The organism is Burkholderia singularis (assembly GCF_001718875.1).
In the GTDB taxonomy this organism is placed as follows: domain Bacteria; phylum Pseudomonadota; class Gammaproteobacteria; order Burkholderiales; family Burkholderiaceae; genus Burkholderia; species Burkholderia singularis.
In genome coordinates, this window is record NZ_CP013448.1 from 761676 (window position 1) to 780104 (window position 18429).

Here is an 18429-nt window from a genome sequence, read left to right on the forward strand (position 1 = left end):
AGGCATCGAAAGAGAGGGGTGAGGATTATTCAAACTTTCGAAGCGCGGCCTTTGCTCGAATCCATTCCTGGACCTCGTGTTCAAGCCACCCGACTCTGTTGGACGTGAGGCGAACCGGCTTGGGAAATGATCCGGCTCTCGCAAGCTCGTAGATGAGTGAGCGGGAGATTCCCGTAACTCGCTCGACCTCGGGGCGAGGCAAGATGCGGACTAATTGGCCTTGACCCAACTCGCGGCAGGACAATTTGTCTTCGACGGTACTATGCTTTTCATTCATGGATGGGCCTCGAAAAACGCCGTGTGAGGAACGGCATGGATTCGATTTTTCCATCTCAGAGTAGGCATTTCGAGGAGACAACTTCACCCAAAGTCGTCTCCGTCTTCTCCGGTAAGCTCGGTGCCGGACCGTTGTCGCTTTGTCAGGCTGTCGGTACTTTGCCGACCTTCGGTTGCAGGCTTTTTCTGCTGGATTTCGATGTCAGTAAAGCCAGGTACCCGTACTCAGCAAGTTCGACGGCGGGTTCGTATGCTTTTCTTTCAGCCTCTTTCAGTTCAAACAGATCCTGACCGGGTCGGGTTCGAAGCGCTTCCGCGATATCTACCCATGAAATATCGAGATGCCGGGCATCCAGGAGCATCAATTTGCGGAGAAGGCTCTTCGCCGTGGGTCTCGGTGCGGCGGCTCTTCTGTCTACCCCAAGCGACGTTCGAAGCGCGTCCGCTCGCCGTTCAATGATGCGCCGTGCATTCTTCATTTGGAGGTCGAGCGCATCGCTGCCAAAGAGTGATGGGCGCAGATTGAAAACGATGCAGACTTCGTCATTGCGTAACTCGCGCGACCATGATGTGGACTGTCCTTTGGGGCGCGGTGATACCGCCAGTGCTCTAAATTCGGCGGATTTGCCTTCATCGTAGGCTTCGGCATAGTGCTTGAATCGACGGAGCCCAAACATCCCGGCGATTTCGCGTTTCTTGGCAGTGCGAGCCTCCTGATCGTGCGGTAGCGAATTGCAGGCGTGCCGGAAGTTGTTGTTGCGCCGGAGAAATTCCCACGCCCACCGCCGATAATCCCAGCTTTCCCAACCTACGTAGTCTGCTACCTCGAGTCCATTGGGAAATTGTTGGTCCTTCGGTGCTAGAGTCGATGTGTTGTTCGTCACCATCTTATAGGTCTCCCGGCAGGATACTGCCGTATGGTTGGGTCTAGGTGGCTCGTCCAAAGTGTCCCGGAATGATCTTCGCTCCGTCTCGAAGTGCGTCGAGCATGTCCGCCCAGTCCTGCATCATTTTCGCCCGGCTATCGAAGTGTTCGGCGTGGTTATATGTTCGCCGAACTCCGTTTTGATCGATGTGCGCGAGTTGTCGTTCGATCCAGTCGGTCGGGTAATTCAGTTCGTTTAAGCGGGTACTGCCGGTGGTGCGCGTTGCATGGGGACTGTATTTTCCGGCCCAGCCCAGCGTTTTGAGTGCTTGACGTAGCGCAGCGGCCGTCATCGGTTTTGTCCGATCGTCGCGATGGGGGAACACGAATCGTTGCTTGCCAGTGAAACCGTGAATTGCACGTAGCCCTTCGATGGCCTGTCGCGGTAACGGGACGGTATGCTCTTTTCGTTTCTTCATGCGCGTTGCTGGGATGCGCCACACTCCAGCATCAAGGTCGAACTCATCCCATTCGGCTTCGATGGCCTCGCTCGGTCGACACAACGTCAGCCACATTAAGCGGAACGCAGTGACGGTCTGGAAGTTGCCGTCGTATCCAATGAGATCGCGCATGAACTGGCCAATTTCCTCAGTAGTAAGCGGCCTCTTGTGCTGCGTCTTGTTGGGCGGTAGAGCCTTGCGCACCGGATAGACTGGGTCCGTTTCCGCACGAAGCGTCGCAATCGCCAGTTCGAAGACGCCCGACATGGATCGTTTGGCGTCGGCTGCGACGCTGGGCCCGTTCGCTGTCATCGCTTTTTTGAGTAGTTCCAATACCAGTGCCGGTGTTATGACGCGGACCGGGAGTTTGCCGATCGACGGGAACACGACACGTTCGAACATGTCCAGGCGGCGGGCCTTCGTCTCCGGCTGCCAGTCCTTCGCGCCTAGCCATTCTTTCGCAATGGATTCGAATGTCACGGCATTCGCCAGCAAGCGCGTTGCCTTTGTCGTCTGCCGGTCGTGAACGGGGTTGATGCCTTGTTTCACCAGCTCCCGCAGGCGTTCGCGCTCTTTGCGCGCTTCGGCAAGTCCGATAGTGGGGTAGTTGCCGAGGGTATATATGCCAGCTTTGCCGTTGAGTTCGAACCGATAGCGCCAGACACCGGCTCCCTTGGATTTCACCTCGAGAAACAGCCCGTTACCGTCCGCAAGCCGTATAGGCGTCGCTTCACCGTTGTGGCCTACGCGCGGCTTGGCGTTGCGGCATTGCGCGTCGTTAAGCTTGGGCATGGTGGCTGCCGTATACGGTTTTGAGGTTTGTGCCCCTATTATATACCGCCTTGTATACGGTTTTTTGTGGATGCGGCCGGCGGTTGCTGGCACCGCATGGCAACAAAAAAGCCCGCAACCACAAGGGTTTGCGGGCTTGGCTGGCGCGGCGCGGTTTGCGCTGGACGGCCAGTTTTGCTTAGACGTTGAACAGGAAGTTCATCACGTCGCCGTCCTGCACGATATATTCCTTGCCTTCCGCGCGCATCTTGCCCGCTTCCTTCGCGCCTTGCTCGCCCTTGTACGCGATGAAATCGTCATACGCGATCGTCTGCGCGCGGATGAAGCCGCGCTCGAAATCCGTATGGATCACGCCCGCCGCCTGCGGCGCGGTATCGCCGATATGGATCGTCCACGCGCGGACTTCCTTCACGCCCGCGGTGAAATACGTCTGCAGCCCGAGCAGCTTGAAGCCCGCGCGGATCACGCGATCCAGGCCCGGCTCGTCCATGCCCATATCGGCGAGGAAGGCTTCCTTGTCGGCCTCGTCGAGATCGGCGATTTCCGCTTCGATCGCCGCGCACACCGCGACGACCGGCGAGTTTTCCGCCTCCGCATACCGGCGCACCGCGTCGAGGTGCGGATTGTTCTCGAAGCCGTCTTCCTTCACGTTCGCGACGTACATCGCCGGTTTCGCGGTGATCAGGCAAAACGGCTTGAGCAGCGCCTTTTCGTCGTCCGACAGATCGAGCCCGCGCACGGCGCGGCCCTGGTCGAGATGCGCGCGGGCCTTGTCGAGCACCGCGACGAGCTTCGCGGCCTCCTTGTCGTTGCCCGACTTCGCCGCCTTCGAGTAGCGCGCGAGCGCCTTCTCGACGGTGCCGAGGTCCGCGAGCGCGAGTTCGGTGTTGATCACCTCGATGTCGTCGAGCGGGCTCACCTTGCCCGCGACGTGGATCACGTTGTCGTCCTCGAAGCAGCGCACGACGTGCGTGATCGCGTCGGTTTCGCGGATGTTCGCGAGAAACTGGTTGCCGAGGCCCTCGCCCTTGCTCGCGCCGGCGACGAGGCCCGCGATGTCGACGAACTCGACGACGGCAGGCACGACGCGCTCGGGCTGAATGATGTCGGCGAGCGCCTTCAGGCGCGCATCGGGCACTTCGACGACGCCGACGTTCGGCTCGATCGTGCAGAACGGATAGTTCTCGGCGGCGATGCCGGCCTTCGTCAGCGCATTGAACAGAGTGGACTTGCCGACGTTAGGCAAGCCGACGATGCCGCATTTGAGGCTCATGGGTTCCTTCGGAATTTCGGAGATTCGGTGAAGCAGCGATTGTAACGCGTTCGGCTGCCCGCTTTCGTCCATGATCCAGCCCTAAAAGAAGGCGCGCGCGGTGGCAAATCGTGCGGCCCGGCGGCAATCACGAAGTCGGTTGATTTCTTTCGATAGGAAAAACGGGCGGCCGATTCATCGGGTTGCCGCGTTGCAGCATTATTAATCGCCGGAAATTGAATCCGAGCTTGATTAATAGTGTTAAAACGTCGTTGAAAACGGTGAAAAAAACAGCGAAAAAATATAGAGTAGCGGCTGCGCGGCCTGCTCGGAGGCGTTCAGCCGGCTTGCGGCCGCGATACACGGCACCGAAGATCGCCAGCAGGAGGCATTGCCGACGTAATCGTTCAGTCATTGACGCTCAGTTATCCCAATCGATCTGCGCCGGAAGTCGATCGCATAGGCGTTCAGCAACGAGGCTGAAATGAAATCGACATTTATTCTCACGCGCTGGCTGAGTTTGGCCGGTCTGCGGCTGTTTCGAACCCGCGTTTCTTTGTCCGACGAGACCGTGGCGCGCTTGAAGACGTCGCCCCATATCGTTTGTGCGAATCACGTTTCCTATCACGACGGTTTGCTCGTCGCTTTCGCGAGTCCGGTGCGGCTCGTTTTTTGCATCGATACGCTGCATTCGCGCCGCCTCAGGCGCACCCGCTGGGCGCTTCTGCTCGGACAGGCGCTGGGGCTCGGCCGCATGGTTTCCGTCGATTCCGGCTCGCCCTACGGCATGCGCCGTTTGCTGCGCGAACTCAAGAACGGCAACAGCGTCATGGTCTTTCCGGAGGGCCGTATCAGCCCGGACGGCAATGCGCTCGTCGAGCGCCCCGGCGTGGAATGGCTCGCGAAGCAATCCGGCGCCGACATCATCCGCCTGCATATCGACGGCGCGCATCGCTGCCGGATTTTCGGCAAGAACGGCGACAAATGGTTTCCGCCCATCCGGATCGAAGGATGACGGGTGCCGCGCGGGCCGATTCGCGCGAAGCCCGGTGGCGGTGCGCTGCGTGACGGGCGCAACGGGGCGGCGGGCGGTGGCGCTTGGGCTGGCGGGGCAGGTTCACGGGCGGAGCGGCTCCAAGCGATATCCGATCGCCGCGGTCATCGAATGGTGTCGGCCGAACGTGATGACCGCCGCGCGGCACGGTTCTGATTTCTGATTTTTGATGGCGGATCGGCGGCTGGCGATGGCTGGCGCGGGCAGCGCGCCGTCCGCAGTGTACGTAGCGCGCCGAGCGGATCGCGCCGGCCGCCGCCGCGAGCGGCCATGATCCGCTTTTAGCCCACGCTGACCGCCGCTATCGGCATCGATCGTTCCGATCGGCGCTGGTTGACGCAACGCTAATCGGCGATCCGCCGGTCGGCGAGCGCCGCGCGGCAATCGTCCAGCACGAGCAGCGCGAGGCGCGATTCGAAATTCAGATCGTCAGTATCGATAATTTCCTCGACCGCATCACGCGCCCACGACGCGTTGACGAAATCCGCGTGCCGCTTCGCGATATCGAGCGCGATGAGCGACAGTTTCGCGAGCGACAACCAGTCGGCTTCGCGCGCGTGCCGATCGAGCCATTTGTGTGCCGACTGAACTTGGAACGCCGCGCCGGGCCAGCTTTCGTTCAGGTAATACGCACCGAGGTTGCCGACGCAAAGCCAGCAGAGCAACTCCACTCGGTCCTGTTGATTGAGATGGTGGCGTAAGTCGCTCATGGCCGTGCTCACGGTGGTGGTCGAGACCGGTTTTTCGACGCGCGCGATTCACGCGCCGTCATAGAAACGATAGCACGCGGCAGGCCGGATCAGGGGGCCGTTCAGTGGGGGGGAATACTTAAAGCGCCGAGCGCGGCCGGCGCGACGGCTTGCGCCGCGCGGCGCGCCGGTCAGTAGCGGTCGTAGTAATAATCGCGGTGATGGTGGTAGCCGCCGTCCGGCACCACGATGCAACCGCCAAGCAGGCTGCCCAGCACGAGCGCGGCAGCGGCGAATGCGGCGATCCGTTTCATCGATATCTCCTATCGGAATAACGCCGGTTCACTGTAGCGGCCGGCCGTATGACAGGCGGTGTGCGTTTGTAAGAAAACGTGCGGCGCGTAATGCGGCTGCCCGGCTGCGCCGGTTGCGTCGCGCGCGCCGGTTACATTGGCATCGGCCGGTAATCGATGGATCGCGCACGCGAGTTTGCCGGAGCCTGACGGAGCGCAAATCGACGCGCGGGCCGGGGCGGCAGGCCCGGCTATAATGCGCGCCATGACTGCCTACCCTCAGACCTTCGACGTCGCCGTCGTCGGCGGCGGCCTTGTCGGCAAGACCGCCGCGCTCGCGCTGACGCAGGCGGGCCACAAGACGGCGCTGCTCGCGCAGCCGGCCGCGCCGCGCTCGGCCGATGGCGCGTTCGATGCGCGCATCTACGCACTGTCGGCGAGTTCGCAGGCGCTCCTCGAGCGGCTGCGCGTCTGGCAGGCGCTCGACCATAGCCGGCTTGCGCCCGTCTACGACATGCGCGTCTACGGCGATGCGCACGCCGAACTGCATTTCTCCGCGTTTCAGGCGTCGGTACCGCAGCTCGCGTGGATCGGTGAATCGTCGCTGATCGAGGCCGCGCTCGATGCCGCGCTGCGCTTCCAGCCCAATCTCACGTGGCTCGATGCGCGCGCGCAAGGCTTCGACGTGAAGCCTGACGAGGCGGTGCTCACGCTGTCGAGCGGCGATGTGATCTCGGCGGATCTCGTCGTCGGCGCCGATGGCGCGCATTCGTGGGTGCGCGCGCAGATCGGCGCGAAGGTCGAACGGCGCGATTACCGGCAAACCGGCGTGGTCGCGAACTTCAAGGCGTCGCAGCCGCACCGCGAGACCGCGTATCAGTGGTTCCGCGACGGCGAGATCATCGCGCTGCTGCCGCTGCCGGACGGCCATGTGTCGCTCGTCTGGTCCGCGCATACTGCGCATGCCGACGCGTTGCTCGCACTCGATCCCGCGCGCCTGGCGGCCGAAGTCGAGCGTGTCACATCCGGCCGGCTCGGCGCGCTTGATTGCGTGACGCCCGCACAGGGCTTCCCGCTCGCGCTGCAGACGCTCGAGCGGTTGATCGCGCCGCGCGTCGCGCTCGTCGGCGATGCCGCGCACCTGATCCACCCGCTCGCCGGCCAGGGGATGAATCTGGGCCTGCGCGACGTCGCGGCGCTCGTCGACACGATCGCGCAGCGCGAAGCGTTCCGCGGCCTCGGCGATACCGTGCTGCTGCGCCGCTACGAACGCGCGCGCCGCGAGGACATCCGCGCGCTGATGATCGCCACCGACGGCCTGCAGCGGCTCTTCGCGCTGCCCGGCACGCTTGCGCGCGTCGTGCGCAACACGGGCATGGCGCTCGTCGGCGCGCAGCCGCTCGTCAAGCGCTGGCTGGTCGCATCGGCGCTCGGTTAAGCGGGCGATATGCGGCCGGGCGAACCTTCGCGCGGCGTGGCGGTCCGACACTGCGTCGCTGCCGTCGTACACTGTGGCGACGCACGACGCATGTTCTGAAGGAATATCCAGCATGAAAAAAACGATTCGCATCGCCTCGCTGGCGCTCGCCGTTGCAGCGACGACGCTCGGCTGTACCGCGCAGGCAGACCAGACCACCGATAAGCTGAAGGCCGCGCTGCAGTCGCGCTTCGGCGCCGATGCGCCGGTCAAGAGCGTGACGAAATCGCCGGTTGCGGGGTTGTACGAGGTCAATCTCGGCTCGCAAATCATCTATAGCGACGCCACGGGCGACTACGTGCTGCTCGGCGAACTCATCGACACGAAGACGCACAAGAATCTCACGGCCGCGCGCATGGCCGAGATCAACAAGATCGATTTCGCGAGCCTGCCGCTTGCGAATGCGATCAAGGTCGTCAAGGGCAATGGCGCGCGCAGGATCGCGGTGTTTTCCGATCCGAATTGTCCGTATTGCAAGAAATTCGAGACGACGCTGCAATCGATCGACAACGTGACGGTCTACACGTTCCTGTATCCGGTGCTGTCGCCGGATTCGACGGTGAAATCGAAATCGATCTGGTGCGCGAGTGACCGCGCGAAGGCATGGCAGGCGTGGATGCTTGAGCATCGCGCCCCCGCCGCCGCGACGTGCGACACGACGGCGCTCGACAAGAACCTCGCGCTCGGACGCGGGATGAACGTGACGGGCACGCCGACCGTGTTCCTCGCCGACGGCACGCGTCTGCCGGGCGCCGTGTCCGCCGACGAGCTGAATCAGGCGCTGGCCGGCGTGAAGTGACGCGGCGCAACGTGCGTCACCGAGCGGCGTGACGCAGATTCTTCGCAGCAGCGCAGGCGCCGGCGACAAGCCGGCGCTTCTTTTCATATCCGTTTCCGACTGCCCCGACCGACTCCGACGATGAAGCCCATTCGCTACACGATCGTTCCGAAAGATCCCGCTGCCCATTTGTTCGAAGTCACGCTCACGCTTGCCGATCCCGATCCGGCCGGCCAGCGTTTCATGCTGCCCGTGTGGATTCCGGGCAGCTACATGGTGCGCGAATTCGCACGCCATATCGTGACGCTGCGCGCGTTCAACGACGCGGGGCGCAAGCTGCGGATCGACAAGATCGACAAGCACACGTGGCAAGCCGCGCCTGCGCACGGACCGGTCACGCTGCGCTACGACGTCTATGCGTGGGATCTGTCGGTGCGTGCCGCGCATCTCGATGACAGCGGCGGCTTCTTCAACGGCACCAGCGTATTTGTTGCCGCGCTCGGGCGTGAGGGCGAGCCGTGCGAGGTGACGATCGAGCGTCCGGCGGGCGACGCGTACCGGCGCTGGCGCGTCGCGACTTCGCTGACGGAGGCGCGCGGCACCAAACGTTACGGCTTCGGCACGTATCGCGCGGACAATTACGACGAACTGGTCGATCATCCGGTCACGCTCGGCGAATTCGCGTTGACCTCGTTCAAAGCGCATGGCGTGCCGCACGACATCGTGATTTCGGGCCGCGTGATCGGCCTGGATCTCGAGCGGATCGCGGCGGATTTGAAGCGTGTGTGCGAAGCGCAGATCGCGCTGTTCGAGCCGAAGACGAAGCGCGCGCCGATGCCGCGCTACGTGTTCATGACGCAGGCGGTGAGCGACGGCTATGGCGGGCTCGAGCACCGCGCGTCGACCGCGCTGATCTGCAGCCGCACTGATCTGCCGGTGAAGGGCCGCGCCGAGACGACGGAAGGTTACCGGACCTATCTCGGCCTGTGCAGCCACGAATATTTCCATACGTGGAACGTCAAGCGGATCAAACCGGCCGCGTTCGCGCCGTATGATCTGTCGCGCGAAAACTATACGTCGCTGCTGTGGCTCTTCGAGGGGTTCACGTCGTATTACGACGACCTGATGCTCGTGCGCAGCGGCCTGATTTCGCAGGACGATTACTTCGGCGCGCTCGGCCGCACGATCGGCGGCGTGCTGCGCGGCGCCGGCCGGCTCAGGCAGAGCGTCGCCGAAAGCTCGTTCGATGCATGGATCAAGTATTACCGGCAGGACGAGAATGCGTCGAATGCGATCGTCAGCTATTACACGAAGGGCTCGCTCGTCGCGTTGGCATTCGATTTGGCGATTCGCGCGCAAAGCCGTCAGCGCAAATCGCTCGATGACGTGATGCGCGCGTTGTGGCAGCGGTTCGGGCGCGATTTCTATCGCGGCGGCGCGCAGCGCGGCGTCGGCGAGGACGATGTGAAGGCACTGATCGCCGAGGCCACCGGCGTCGATCTGGGACGGTTGTTCGACGATGCGGTGTCGGGCACGCGCGATCTGCCGCTCGCCGAGCTGTTCGAGCCGTTTGGCGTGACGCTCACGCCCGATACCGGGGCAAACGGCGCGCAACCGCCCAAGCCGGCGCTTGGCGCGCGCACGCGCGGCGGCGCGGAGTGCACGCTCGCGGTTGTCCACGAGGGCAGCGCCGCGCATCGCGCGGGGCTGTCGGCGGGCGATGTGCTCGTGGCGATCGATGGGCTGCGCGTGACGGGCTCGAATCTCGATGCGCTGCTCGCGCGCTACCGGCCGGGCGACAAGGTCGAGATCCATGCATTCAGACGCGATGAACTGCGTGTGTCGAAACTCAAGCTCGACGGCCCGGAGATCGCGCGTTACAAGCTGGTGGCGCAAGCGGCATCGCCGGCGCACCGCCGGGCGATGGCGGGCTGGTTGGCGGGTTGATCGGTTGAGCCGGAAGTGGCGGACGACGCCGGCGCGCGTTGCGGTGACCGCCGCTCGAGCGCGGGCGGCCGCAAGGGTTCCGGGTAGAAGCTGCCGGCTCGAAGAGGAAGGGGCGGCGCCGTTGGACCGGGAGGAGGAAGCACTTGCGGCGCGATTGATAAAAAAATTTAAGTCGCTCGATTGTTCCTCTACCGCAACAATGCGTCGCCGGAATTCAGCTTTTTCGATGCAAAGGGGCCACGCACAATGGCGTCACTCGCGCCGCTTGTGCGCTAATTCATCGGAGTTCGACATGACGACCATTCTGCAAATCAATTCCGCTGCACGCTCGCAAGGCGCGCAATCGACGCTGCTGGCCGATGAGCTGACGGCAAAGCTGCAACAATCGAATCCTGGCGCGCAAGTGACGCTGCGCAACCTGCAAGCCGATCCGCTGCCGCACCTCGACGACGCCGTGCTCGGTGCATTCTTCACGCCGGCCGACAAGCGCAGTGCGGAGCAGAACGCGATCGTCGCGAAGAGCGATGCGCTGGTCGCCGAACTGCAAGCCGCCGACGTGATCGTGATCGGCGCGCCGTTGTACAACTTCGGTATCTCGTCGCAACTGAAGACCTACTTCGACTGGATCGCGCGCGCGGGGGTGACGTTCCGCTACACCGCGAACGGGCCCGAAGGCCTGGTCACCGGCAAGAAGGTGTATGTGGTATCCGCGCGCGGCGGCAAATATGCCGGCACGCCGAACGATTCCCAAACGCCTTACCTGAAGACCTTCCTCGGCTTCCTCGGCATGACCGATGTGCAATTTATCTTCGCGGAAGGCTTGAACATGGGCCCGGATGCGCAGAGCGCGGGCTTGGCCACGGCGCGTGAGGCGATTGCCGCCGCGTGATGCCGCACGCGGACGCGACGCGTCCGTTTCACGATCCGTTTCGATGCAAAAACGCCGCTTGCCCGTAAAAAGGGAGCGGCGTTTGTATTTCATCGGCGCAAGCGGGGTGCGAAGACGAGGCCGGCTAGCGCCGTGACAGCTTTTTCGTATGCCGGGCAGCGGCTTGATTTGCCGCGGTTTGCGCGTTGGAGCGCCAGACTGCCGCCGAGCCCGACGCAGTCTGCACAGCTGCGCGCGGCTGGCTGGAAGTTACGCGAGCGTTTGAGCGTCGTCCGGCAGCCGCCAGTCGATCGGCGTGCGGCCGTGTTGCTCCAGGTACGCGTTCGCGAGCGCGAAATGCCGGCAGCCGAGAAACCCGCGATGCGCGGACAGCGGCGACGGGTGCGGGGCTTCGAGTACACAATGCTCGCTCGCATCGAAGAGCGCGCGCTTGGCCTGCGCGTGCGCGCCCCACAGCATGAAAACGAGATGCCGATCACGCTTCGCAAGCTCGCGGATCAGCGTATCGGTGCAGGGTTCCCAGCCGCGCTTCGCATGGCTGGCGGCGCGCGAACGCTCGACGGTCAGCACCGTATTGAGCAGCAGCACGCCTTGCCGCGCCCATGAATCGAGACAGCCGTGACGGGGAATCGCATAGCCGAAGTCGGACGAGATTTCCTTGAAGATGTTGCGCAGCGACGGCGGCGGCTTCACGCCGGGCGGCACCGAAAATGCAAGCCCGTGCGCTTGCGGCGTGCCGTGATCTTCGCCGTGATACGGGTCCTGGCCGAGGATCACGACTTTCACGTCGTCCGGGCGCGTGAGCCGCAGCGCGCGAAACACGTCGGTCGGATAAACCGGTTTGCCCGCCGCGCGCTCGCCGTCGACGAAGCGGCAAAGCGGTTCATACGCGCGGCTTGCGATGAATGGTTCGACGAGCGCGCGCCAGTCGGGCGGCAGCGCGTCGAATTGTGCGGCGAGAGACGGCACGGCGGCGGCGTTTGCCGTTGTGGGCGCGGCGCACGAAGTGGACGGCGAAGCGGGCGATTCGGGCGACGGATCGTCGAACAGCGAAGTCTGTTGCATCGGGCGGGATGATGGCGGCTTGGGCTGAGTCATGAGAAGGCGGGGGCAGCGGGCGGGTCAGCCGGCATGTGGCGTGCCGCCGCGCAACCGGTAACCGCGCTGCGCCTTGCTCAGGTTGTCCGGCGCGATGCCCGGCAACTTGGCGCTCAGCTCGTCAGCCAGCGCGACGAGCGCCGAGGCGTCGCCGTCGACGAGTTCGAGTTCGATCTCGCAGATCGGCTCGCGCCGCATGTCGCTGCCGATTTGTGCGACGATTTCGCCGCGATCGAGCGCGGCTTCGATCGTTGCGCCCGCGTGTGGGATTTGCCAGAGCGTGCGCGAGAAATCGGTGCGAAAGAGCGCGATGAGTTCGGGCGCGGCGGCGCGCAGCGCGTCGGCGGCCGCGGCGACGTCACAGGCGCTGATCAGCGCGTCGATGTCGAGCGCCTCGCCCGCAACCGGTATTTCCCATTCGTGCCGGCGATGCAGCCCGCCTTCGGCGGTGCCGGCCGTCTTGAATGTCTGCAACCAGCCTTGCGGCGCGCGTCTAAGCCGCAGCGCGCTTTTCGCGCGTGCGAGCGCGAGCGACGGCGTGTCGAAATAGACGTTCGCGAGCGCGATGTCACGGCCGGGCGCGCCGGCGCGCGCATCGAGCAGGCGCCGCGCCGCGTCGGCCTGCGCGGCGGGCAGCGCGAGTTTGATTTCCTGTTCGATCGCCATCGTCGAATACGCCGCGGGTCAGAAAAACATCTGCGCGAGCGCCGCGCCCGGATCGTCGGCGCGCATGAACGCCTCGCCGACGAGGAACGTATGCACGCCCGCCGCTTCCATGCGCTCGACGTCCGCGCGCGACAGAATGCCCGATTCGGTCACGACGATCCGATCGTCCGGGATCGCGTCGAGCATCCCGATCGTCGTGTCGATCGTCGTTTCGAACGTGCGCAGATTGCGGTTGTTGATGCCCACGAGCGGCGTCTTCAGCGTGAGCGCTTCTCGCAGCTCGTCGCGATTGTGCACTTCGACGAGCACCGCCAAGCCGAGCGAATGCGCATACGCTTCGAGATCCTGCATTAGTGGCGTGTCGAGCGCGGCCGCGATCAGCAGGATCGCATCCGCGCCCATCGCACGGGCTTCGAGCACCTGGTAGGCGTCGACGATGAAGTCCTTGCGCAGCACGGGCAGGCTGCACGCGGCGCGCGCTTGTTCGAGGTAGCGCGCGCCGCCCTGGAAAAACTGCTCGTCGGTCAACACCGACAGGCACGCGGCGCCGTGCCGCTCATACGAGCGGGCGATGTCGGCGGGCACGAAATGCTCGCGCAGCACGCCTTTCGACGGGCTCGCCTTCTTCACCTCGGCGATGACGGCCGCATCACCCGCCGCATGCCGCTTGAGCAGCGCGCCGACAAAGTCGCGCGCATCGCGCGACGACGCTTGCTGCTTCAGCGCTTCGAGCGGCGCGTTTTTCTGCGCGGCGGCGATTTCTTCGCGTTTTACCGCGATGATTTTGTCGAGGATATCGCTCATCGGTATTCCTGCTGAGTTGAATCGGTTCGGCCGGGGCGATGCCCGCCGGCGCGCGCCCGGTGCTCGGCGTTCAGCGCTTGAACTGCTGCGTGAAGCGCACCAGCTCGTCGACCTTCGCGCGGGCGCGCCCGCTTGCGATGGCTTCGCGCGCAAGCTCGATGCCGTGCGCAATCGAGGTGGCGACGTTCGCCGCGTAAAGCGCGGTGCCCGCGTTCAACGTGACGATCTCGCGCGCGACGCCCGGTTTGTTGTCCAGCGCGCCGAGCAGCATCACGCGCGATTCGTCGGCGTTTTCCACCTTCAGCGTGCGGTTCGACACCATTTGCAGGCCGAAGTCTTCCGGATGGATTTCGTATTCTCGCACGTCGCCGTCGACGAGTTCGCCGACGAGCGTCGCCGCGCCGAGCGACACCTCGTCCATTCCGTCCTTGCCGTAGACGACGAGCACGTGCGAAGCGCCAAGCCGCTGCATCACGCGCACCTGGATGCCGACGAGATCCGGATGGAACACGCCCATCAACTGGTTGGGCGCGCCGGCCGGATTGGTGAGCGGCCCGAGGATGTTGAAGATCGTGCGCACGCCGAGTTCGCGGCGCACGGGCGCGATGTTCTTCATCGCCGGATGATGGTTCGGCGCGAACATGAAGCCCATGCCCGTCTCGGCGATCGATGCGGCCACCTGCTCGGGCGGCAGATCGATGTTGACGCCGAGCGCCTCCAGCACGTCGGCGCTGCCGGATTTGCTCGACACGCCGCGATTGCCGTGCTTCGCGACCTTCGCGCCGGCGGCCGCCGCGACGAACATCGTCGCGGTCGAGATGTTGAACGTATGCGAGCCGTCGCCGCCGGTGCCGACGATGTCGACGAAATGCGCGTTGTCAGGCACCTCGACATGGTGCGCGAACTCGCGCATCACGGTCGCGGCGGCGGCGATCTCGCCGATCGTCTCCTTCTTCACGCGCAGACCGGTGATGATCGCGGCCGCCATCACGGGCGACATGTCGCCGCGCATGATGAGCCGCATCAGGTGCAGCATCTCGTCGTGGAAGATCTCGCGGTGCTCGATCGTGCGCTGCAGCGCTTCCTGAGGGGTGATGGTCATGGAGTCGGGCCGCCGTCGTTATGCCGGATAAGCGGCCGCCTGCCGCGTTTCCTTCAGGAAATTCTTGAGCAACGCGTGCCCGTGCTCGGACAGAATCGATTCCGGATGGAATTGCACGCCCTCGATCGGCAGCGTCTTGTGCCGCACGCCCATGATTTCGCCGTCGTCGGTCCATGCGGAGATTTCGAGGCAATCGGGCAACGATTCGCGCTCGATCGCGAGCGAGTGGTAGCGCGTCACGTCGAAATGCTTCGGTAGATCGGCGAACACGCCTCGCCCGTCGGTTTCGATCCGGCTGACCTTGCCGTGCATGATGGTTTTCGCGCGCACGACGCGCCCGCCGAACGCCTCGCCGATCGCCTGATGGCCGAGGCACACGCCGAGGATCGGCGTCTTGCCGGCGAATTCGCGCAGCACGTCGAGCGTGATACCCGCGTGCTGCGGGTTGCTCGGGCCGGGCGACAGGCAGATCGCGGCCGGTGCGAGCGCCGCGATTTCGGCCGTCGTGATTTCGTCGTTGCGATAGGTGCGCACGTCTTCGCCGAGTTCGCCGAAGTACTGGACCAGGTTGTAGGTGAATGAATCGTAGTTGTCGATCATGAGCAGCATGATTCCTCCTAATTCCTTGAAAAGGCTCGATTTTTTGATTGGGATTCAGGGCGTTCAACGGATGCCTGCCCCGAATTCGCCCCAATTCGCCAGATTGGAAATGGGGCCGCCCGCTGCGGGGCCGTGCAAAGAACTTGGCAGGCTTAACGCCAACCAAAAAAGAGGAGTACGGAGGGGAATCGAGCGCTGTGTCGCATGAACGGCATTCTAACAGCACAAAAGGACCGGTGGCGCGCGTGTTCTGGCGGTGAATTGGGGGCAATGGTTTGCATCCTCCGGCAGGCGGTGCCGGTCCTCGCTCGTCGAAATGCGCAATGCCCGAGCGTGCGGCGTCGCTACCGGAAACGCGGGCACCCTATCAACCTTGATAGGTACCTGTTGGGGGGTAGACAAGACTACTTTATCAATATAGTCATAAGGATATCGGCAAAACTGCTATGCCTCCTCCCGACAAGCCCCAACTGCTCAGCTACGCCCATCACCATTGCCTCGTGCAATCCGAAGCGGAACTGCTCGGCGTGCTTCAGGCGGAAATATCGGCTGCGTCGAATCGGGAACTCATTATCATGGCCGGGCACTTCATGCTTTTCCTCGACGAGTCCCGAGGATGCCTCGTACCCGGCGTAATCGAAGAAAACGAATCGCCCATGCGCGAAAGGATTGCGCGGCGGGTGGGCATATTTCCCGGCTATACATGGGAACTTGGCGTTCGTATTGCGCAAGCGTTCAAGCAGCGCTTTGACTCGATCCGATTCCTGCTGCTCATCAATGATTGGCAATACGTTTCGACTTCCAGCGGCTCCGCGTCCGAGCTGCGGCGTGTTTTTTATGAGCAGTTCGACAGGCTCCCGGCGTCGTATCGTGCGGTTCTCGAGCGCAGCGGGAAATTTTCCGAGGACAACGTGCTTGCCAGCCGCAAGCACCCGATCGCTTTTCCGGAAACCTGGCTCAAATACCGCTTCCAGAAAAGCGCCGACAAACTGGTCAAGGCGGGGCGCCTCGATCGTCGCGTGCTCGACGACGGCCCCGATGCGGGGACCGAAATTTCTCTCATCGACGAGAACGGCGACTATAAACCGCTCATTACCTGTGGCGTAACCGGATGCGCCGGAGAGATCACCGAGATGATCTCGGAGATTTACGCGAGCGGGCACCGTTTGCTCCTGATGTTTGCGCCCGGCGAGTGCTTTCAGCCCGTCAAAACGGGGGTATCGGTCGCGCTGTCCCTATATGGGCTGACCGGCATGAAGGTCATCATCGCGGACCCGGGCGGCAGCGGCGAGATGCAGCCGGACGAGATCTTCTCGAAGCTTGTCAACGTCGAGGTCATTACATCCGAGCGGGGAGCGATGTCGTGAACGTCAACAGTTCCCGTGACGCGATCTATCTCGATCACTGCGCCACGTCGCGATGTTCGCCGGAAGTGGTCGACATCGTGCGGTTTTACATGGAGCGGGAGTTCGGCAATCCCGCATCCGCCCATGCGATGGGCCGGCGCGCGCAACATGCAGTCGAGACCGCGGCGCGGCAAGTCGCGTTGCTGATCGGCGCGCGCGCTGACGAGATCGTCTTCACGTCGGGGGCGACGGAGGCAAACAACATCGCGCTGTTCTCCAGCTTCGAGCATGACGAACGCGCGCCTTCGGGCGCGCTGCTGTGCCCGATCGATCACAAATCCGTGTTGTCCGTCGGCCGGGAACTGAGGCGCCGGGGGCTCGCAGTCGACACCCTGCGGGTCACGTCAAGCGGACGCGTGCAACCGGCGGAGGTCGAGGCGCGGCTGTCGGCCGACACGCGCATTGTCAGCATCGGTCACGTGAACTCGGAACTCGGCACGATTCAGCCCGTGGACGAAATCGCGGCGATCACTCGCCGTTCGGGAGCATGGCTGCATATAGACGCGGTTCAGTCGGCGGGAAAGATTGGGCTGAATGTCAAGGAAACCGGTATCGGCATGCTGTCGATTTCCGCTCACAAGATACAGGGGCCCAAAGGCATCGGCGCACTTTTTGTCGATACACGCGTGGCTCCCAAGCTGCGGCCATTTATTTACGGCGGCGGCCAGAGCCGTCTGCGTAGCGGGACACTGCCGACTCCGCTCATTGCCGGGTTCGGTCTCGCGTGCGAAATGGCGCAGTCCTCGCTCGCCCAGCGTCATGCGCGAGTCGTGACATTGCGGAACTATTTCATCGAGCGTCTGTTTCAACGCGTACCGGATGCCGTGTTGAACACCGATCTCTCGTGCAGCTCGCCCTATGTCGTGAACGTTCGTTTCGAAGGCGTTGCATCGGAGGCGCTGGTATCCGGGATGCATCAGGTCGCTATTTCGTCGGGCTCGGCCTGCAATTCCGCGGAACTGCTGCCTTCGCACGTGCTTACCGCGATCGGCCTGAGCGGCGAGCAGGCCAACGCATCCGCTCGGTTCTGCTTCGCGCATGATCTCGACGAGGCCACGCTGGATACGGCGATCGGCCATCTTGTCCACAAGATCAATTCTCTTCGCCAGGAGCCCCGCAGATGACCCACGAGCCTATTCATCTTCACGCCGGTTTCTACGAACGCGCATTTGGCGGTTTCACGGTCCAGGCAATCGAGGAGGTACGCTTGGAAACTTACGGGGAGGATCTGGGGCAGAACGACTGGTCGACCGCCGATGACTTTCGGGCGTTTGGGCAGTGGCTGGGCCTGTGCGCCGATTCCCATCTGCTCGACGTTTGCAGCGGCTCGGGCGGGCCGGCGCTATTCCTTGCCAAGCAGAGCGGATGCCGGGTCACGGGTGTCGATATTCAGCCAGACGGCCTGCAAACTGCGCGACGGCTTGCGTGGGAGCAGGGGCTGCAAGATCGCAGCCGGTTCGTCGACTGCGACGTGCGTCAGCCGCTGCCGTTTCCGGATGGCAGCTTCGATGCGTTGCTGTGCATCGATTCGGTCGTTCATCTGCGCGATCGGCAGGCGCTGCTGAACGAATGGCGGCGGCTGCTGAAACCCGGCGGACGGTTCGTCTATACCGATCCCACGTTGGTCACGGGTATCGTCAGCAAGGACGAGGTCGTGGAGCGTGGTACGCCAGGTTATTTTCTGTATACGCCCGTCGGTTTGAATGAATGCCAGATCGCCGAAGCGGGGCTGAAACTGGAGCGCCAAGTCGATCTCACGGCAAATGTGGTGAAGCTTAGCGAACGCTGGCATGCCGCGCGTGAGAAGCGGCGCGCGCAACTTGTCGCGATGGAAGGCGAGGAGGCATTCGAATGCATGCAGCGTTTCCTGGCGACCACCCGGCGGGTGTCGGTCGAAGGCAGGCTTTCCCGCGCTGCCTTTATCGGACACCGCTTGTGAGC

20 protein-coding genes are annotated in these 18429 nt (G+C 63.4%); 8 read left to right on the plus strand and 12 right to left on the minus strand.

What is annotated here, in order from left to right; translation table 11 throughout:
• Window positions 1–25: 25 nt before the first annotated feature.
• The 5 genes from AQ611_RS03485 to AQ611_RS25335 form a co-directional block, all read right to left on the minus strand.
• Entirely contained in the window at window positions 26–331 is a 306-nt protein-coding gene (locus tag AQ611_RS03485) for a helix-turn-helix transcriptional regulator (RefSeq protein WP_317028968.1), read from the minus strand.
• An 88-nt stretch (window positions 332–419) separates the two neighbouring features.
• On the minus strand, window positions 420–1163 hold the full coding sequence (locus AQ611_RS25330; protein ID WP_146011825.1) for a transcriptional regulator domain-containing protein: 744 nt from the start codon (window positions 1161–1163) through the stop codon (window positions 420–422).
• Between the two features lie 40 nt (window positions 1164–1203).
• Window positions 1204–2433 carry a tyrosine-type recombinase/integrase gene (locus AQ611_RS03490; RefSeq protein ID WP_069233725.1) on the minus strand — a complete coding sequence of 410 codons (1230 nt, stop codon included), beginning with the start codon at window positions 2431–2433 and terminating at the stop codon, window positions 1204–1206.
• A gap of 178 nt (window positions 2434–2611) precedes the next feature.
• Entirely contained in the window at window positions 2612–3706 is a 1095-nt protein-coding gene (gene ychF / locus AQ611_RS03495; RefSeq protein ID WP_059520700.1) for a redox-regulated ATPase YchF, read from the minus strand.
• Between the two features lie 127 nt (window positions 3707–3833).
• Window positions 3834–4100, minus strand: a complete 267-nt coding sequence (locus AQ611_RS25335; protein WP_125910551.1) for a hypothetical protein — start codon at window positions 4098–4100, stop codon at window positions 3834–3836.
• 69 nt (window positions 4101–4169) lie between these two features.
• Between AQ611_RS25335 and AQ611_RS03500 the strand changes: the two genes are divergently transcribed.
• The gene (locus AQ611_RS03500) at window positions 4170–4700 is read left to right on the plus strand and encodes a lysophospholipid acyltransferase family protein (RefSeq protein ID WP_059520669.1); all 531 of its coding nucleotides are present in this window, start codon (window positions 4170–4172) and stop codon (window positions 4698–4700) included.
• 383 nt (window positions 4701–5083) lie between these two features.
• Here AQ611_RS03500 and AQ611_RS03505 read toward each other — a convergent pair whose 3' ends face one another.
• Together AQ611_RS03505 and AQ611_RS26545 are read right to left on the minus strand one after the other, a co-directional pair.
• A complete protein-coding gene (locus tag AQ611_RS03505; RefSeq protein WP_059520670.1) occupies window positions 5084–5449 on the minus strand; it encodes a hypothetical protein in 366 nt (121 codons plus the stop codon).
• 170 nt (window positions 5450–5619) lie between these two features.
• Window positions 5620–5742, minus strand: coding sequence for a hypothetical protein (locus AQ611_RS26545; protein ID WP_069233726.1), 123 nt, complete (start codon window positions 5740–5742; stop codon window positions 5620–5622).
• Window positions 5743–5977: 235 nt separating this feature from the next.
• On the opposite strand from AQ611_RS26545, the gene AQ611_RS03515 reads away from it, so the two are divergent.
• From AQ611_RS03515 to AQ611_RS03530, 4 genes are all read left to right on the plus strand, one after another.
• Window positions 5978–7159, plus strand: a complete 1182-nt coding sequence (locus tag AQ611_RS03515) for a UbiH/UbiF family hydroxylase (protein WP_069233727.1) — start codon at window positions 5978–5980, stop codon at window positions 7157–7159.
• 112 nt (window positions 7160–7271) lie between these two features.
• The gene (locus tag AQ611_RS03520) at window positions 7272–7997 is read left to right on the plus strand and encodes a DsbC family protein (protein WP_069233728.1); all 726 of its coding nucleotides are present in this window, start codon (window positions 7272–7274) and stop codon (window positions 7995–7997) included.
• 120 nt (window positions 7998–8117) lie between these two features.
• Window positions 8118–9923, plus strand: coding sequence for a M61 family metallopeptidase (locus AQ611_RS03525; RefSeq protein ID WP_069233729.1), 1806 nt, complete (start codon window positions 8118–8120; stop codon window positions 9921–9923).
• Window positions 9924–10215: 292 nt separating this feature from the next.
• Window positions 10216–10812 carry an FMN-dependent NADH-azoreductase gene (locus AQ611_RS03530; RefSeq protein WP_059520674.1) on the plus strand — a complete coding sequence of 199 codons (597 nt, stop codon included), beginning with the start codon at window positions 10216–10218 and terminating at the stop codon, window positions 10810–10812.
• Between the two features lie 249 nt (window positions 10813–11061).
• Here AQ611_RS03530 and AQ611_RS03535 read toward each other — a convergent pair whose 3' ends face one another.
• The 5 genes from AQ611_RS03535 to AQ611_RS03555 all read right to left on the minus strand — a co-directional run bounded on the left by AQ611_RS03535 (window position 11062) and on the right by AQ611_RS03555 (window position 15091).
• Entirely contained in the window at window positions 11062–11877 is an 816-nt protein-coding gene (locus AQ611_RS03535) for a uracil-DNA glycosylase (RefSeq protein ID WP_059520675.1), read from the minus strand.
• A 57-nt stretch (window positions 11878–11934) separates the two neighbouring features.
• Complete coding sequence (locus AQ611_RS03540) at window positions 11935–12576, minus strand: CYTH domain-containing protein (RefSeq protein ID WP_069233730.1); 642 nt, start codon at window positions 12574–12576, stop codon at window positions 11935–11937.
• Between the two features lie 18 nt (window positions 12577–12594).
• Complete coding sequence (gene trpC, locus AQ611_RS03545) at window positions 12595–13380, minus strand: indole-3-glycerol phosphate synthase TrpC (RefSeq protein ID WP_069233731.1); 786 nt, start codon at window positions 13378–13380, stop codon at window positions 12595–12597.
• 70 nt (window positions 13381–13450) lie between these two features.
• Window positions 13451–14482: an anthranilate phosphoribosyltransferase gene (gene trpD / locus AQ611_RS03550; protein WP_059520678.1), complete on the minus strand. Its 1032-nt coding sequence runs from the start codon at window positions 14480–14482 to the stop codon at window positions 13451–13453.
• A gap of 18 nt (window positions 14483–14500) precedes the next feature.
• Window positions 14501–15091 (minus strand): aminodeoxychorismate/anthranilate synthase component II, encoded by a 591-nt coding sequence (locus tag AQ611_RS03555; RefSeq protein ID WP_059520679.1) that lies wholly within the window; start codon window positions 15089–15091, stop codon window positions 14501–14503.
• Between the two features lie 437 nt (window positions 15092–15528).
• Between AQ611_RS03555 and AQ611_RS03560 the strand changes: the two genes are divergently transcribed.
• The 3 genes from AQ611_RS03560 to AQ611_RS03570 are packed head-to-tail and all read left to right on the plus strand — an operon-like array spanning window position 15529 to window position 18427.
• Window positions 15529–16449, plus strand: coding sequence for an LPD16 domain-containing protein (locus tag AQ611_RS03560; RefSeq protein ID WP_069233732.1), 921 nt, complete (start codon window positions 15529–15531; stop codon window positions 16447–16449).
• Window positions 16446–17612 carry a cysteine desulfurase family protein gene (locus AQ611_RS03565; protein WP_059520681.1) on the plus strand — a complete coding sequence of 389 codons (1167 nt, stop codon included), beginning with the start codon at window positions 16446–16448 and terminating at the stop codon, window positions 17610–17612. Before AQ611_RS03560 ends, AQ611_RS03565 begins: the two co-directional genes overlap by 4 nt.
• Entirely contained in the window at window positions 17609–18427 is an 819-nt protein-coding gene (locus AQ611_RS03570; RefSeq protein WP_069233733.1) for a class I SAM-dependent methyltransferase, read from the plus strand. Before AQ611_RS03565 ends, AQ611_RS03570 begins: the two co-directional genes overlap by 4 nt.
• The last annotated feature ends 2 nt before the right edge of the window (window positions 18428–18429 follow it).

Excerpts from the sequence above, each read along its gene's own strand:
- AQ611_RS03485 (WP_317028968.1), bottom strand. The coding sequence starts at position 331 with ATGGAAAAATCGAATCCATGCCGTTCCTCACACGGCGTTTTTCGAGGC.
- AQ611_RS25330 (WP_146011825.1), bottom strand. The coding sequence starts at position 1,163 with ATGGTGACGAACAACACATCGACTCTAGCACCGAAGGACCAACAATTT.
- AQ611_RS03490 (WP_069233725.1), bottom strand. The coding sequence starts at position 2,433 with ATGCCCAAGCTTAACGACGCGCAATGCCGCAACGCCAAGCCGCGCGTA.
- ychF (WP_059520700.1), bottom strand. The coding sequence starts at position 3,706 with ATGAGCCTCAAATGCGGCATCGTCGGCTTGCCTAACGTCGGCAAGTCC.
- AQ611_RS25335 (WP_125910551.1), bottom strand. The coding sequence starts at position 4,100 with ATGACTGAACGATTACGTCGGCAATGCCTCCTGCTGGCGATCTTCGGT.
- AQ611_RS03500 (WP_059520669.1), top strand. The coding sequence starts at position 4,170 with ATGAAATCGACATTTATTCTCACGCGCTGGCTGAGTTTGGCCGGTCTG.
- AQ611_RS03505 (WP_059520670.1), bottom strand. The coding sequence starts at position 5,449 with ATGAGCGACTTACGCCACCATCTCAATCAACAGGACCGAGTGGAGTTG.
- AQ611_RS26545 (WP_069233726.1), bottom strand. The coding sequence starts at position 5,742 with ATGAAACGGATCGCCGCATTCGCCGCTGCCGCGCTCGTGCTGGGCAGC.
- AQ611_RS03515 (WP_069233727.1), top strand. The coding sequence starts at position 5,978 with ATGCGCGCCATGACTGCCTACCCTCAGACCTTCGACGTCGCCGTCGTC.
- AQ611_RS03520 (WP_069233728.1), top strand. The coding sequence starts at position 7,272 with ATGAAAAAAACGATTCGCATCGCCTCGCTGGCGCTCGCCGTTGCAGCG.
- AQ611_RS03525 (WP_069233729.1), top strand. The coding sequence starts at position 8,118 with ATGAAGCCCATTCGCTACACGATCGTTCCGAAAGATCCCGCTGCCCAT.
- AQ611_RS03530 (WP_059520674.1), top strand. The coding sequence starts at position 10,216 with ATGACGACCATTCTGCAAATCAATTCCGCTGCACGCTCGCAAGGCGCG.
- AQ611_RS03535 (WP_059520675.1), bottom strand. The coding sequence starts at position 11,877 with ATGCAACAGACTTCGCTGTTCGACGATCCGTCGCCCGAATCGCCCGCT.
- AQ611_RS03540 (WP_069233730.1), bottom strand. The coding sequence starts at position 12,576 with ATGGCGATCGAACAGGAAATCAAACTCGCGCTGCCCGCCGCGCAGGCC.
- trpC (WP_069233731.1), bottom strand. The coding sequence starts at position 13,380 with ATGAGCGATATCCTCGACAAAATCATCGCGGTAAAACGCGAAGAAATC.
- trpD (WP_059520678.1), bottom strand. The coding sequence starts at position 14,482 with ATGACCATCACCCCTCAGGAAGCGCTGCAGCGCACGATCGAGCACCGC.
- AQ611_RS03555 (WP_059520679.1), bottom strand. The coding sequence starts at position 15,091 with ATGCTGCTCATGATCGACAACTACGATTCATTCACCTACAACCTGGTC.
- AQ611_RS03560 (WP_069233732.1), top strand. The coding sequence starts at position 15,529 with ATGCCTCCTCCCGACAAGCCCCAACTGCTCAGCTACGCCCATCACCAT.
- AQ611_RS03570 (WP_069233733.1), top strand. The coding sequence starts at position 17,609 with ATGACCCACGAGCCTATTCATCTTCACGCCGGTTTCTACGAACGCGCA.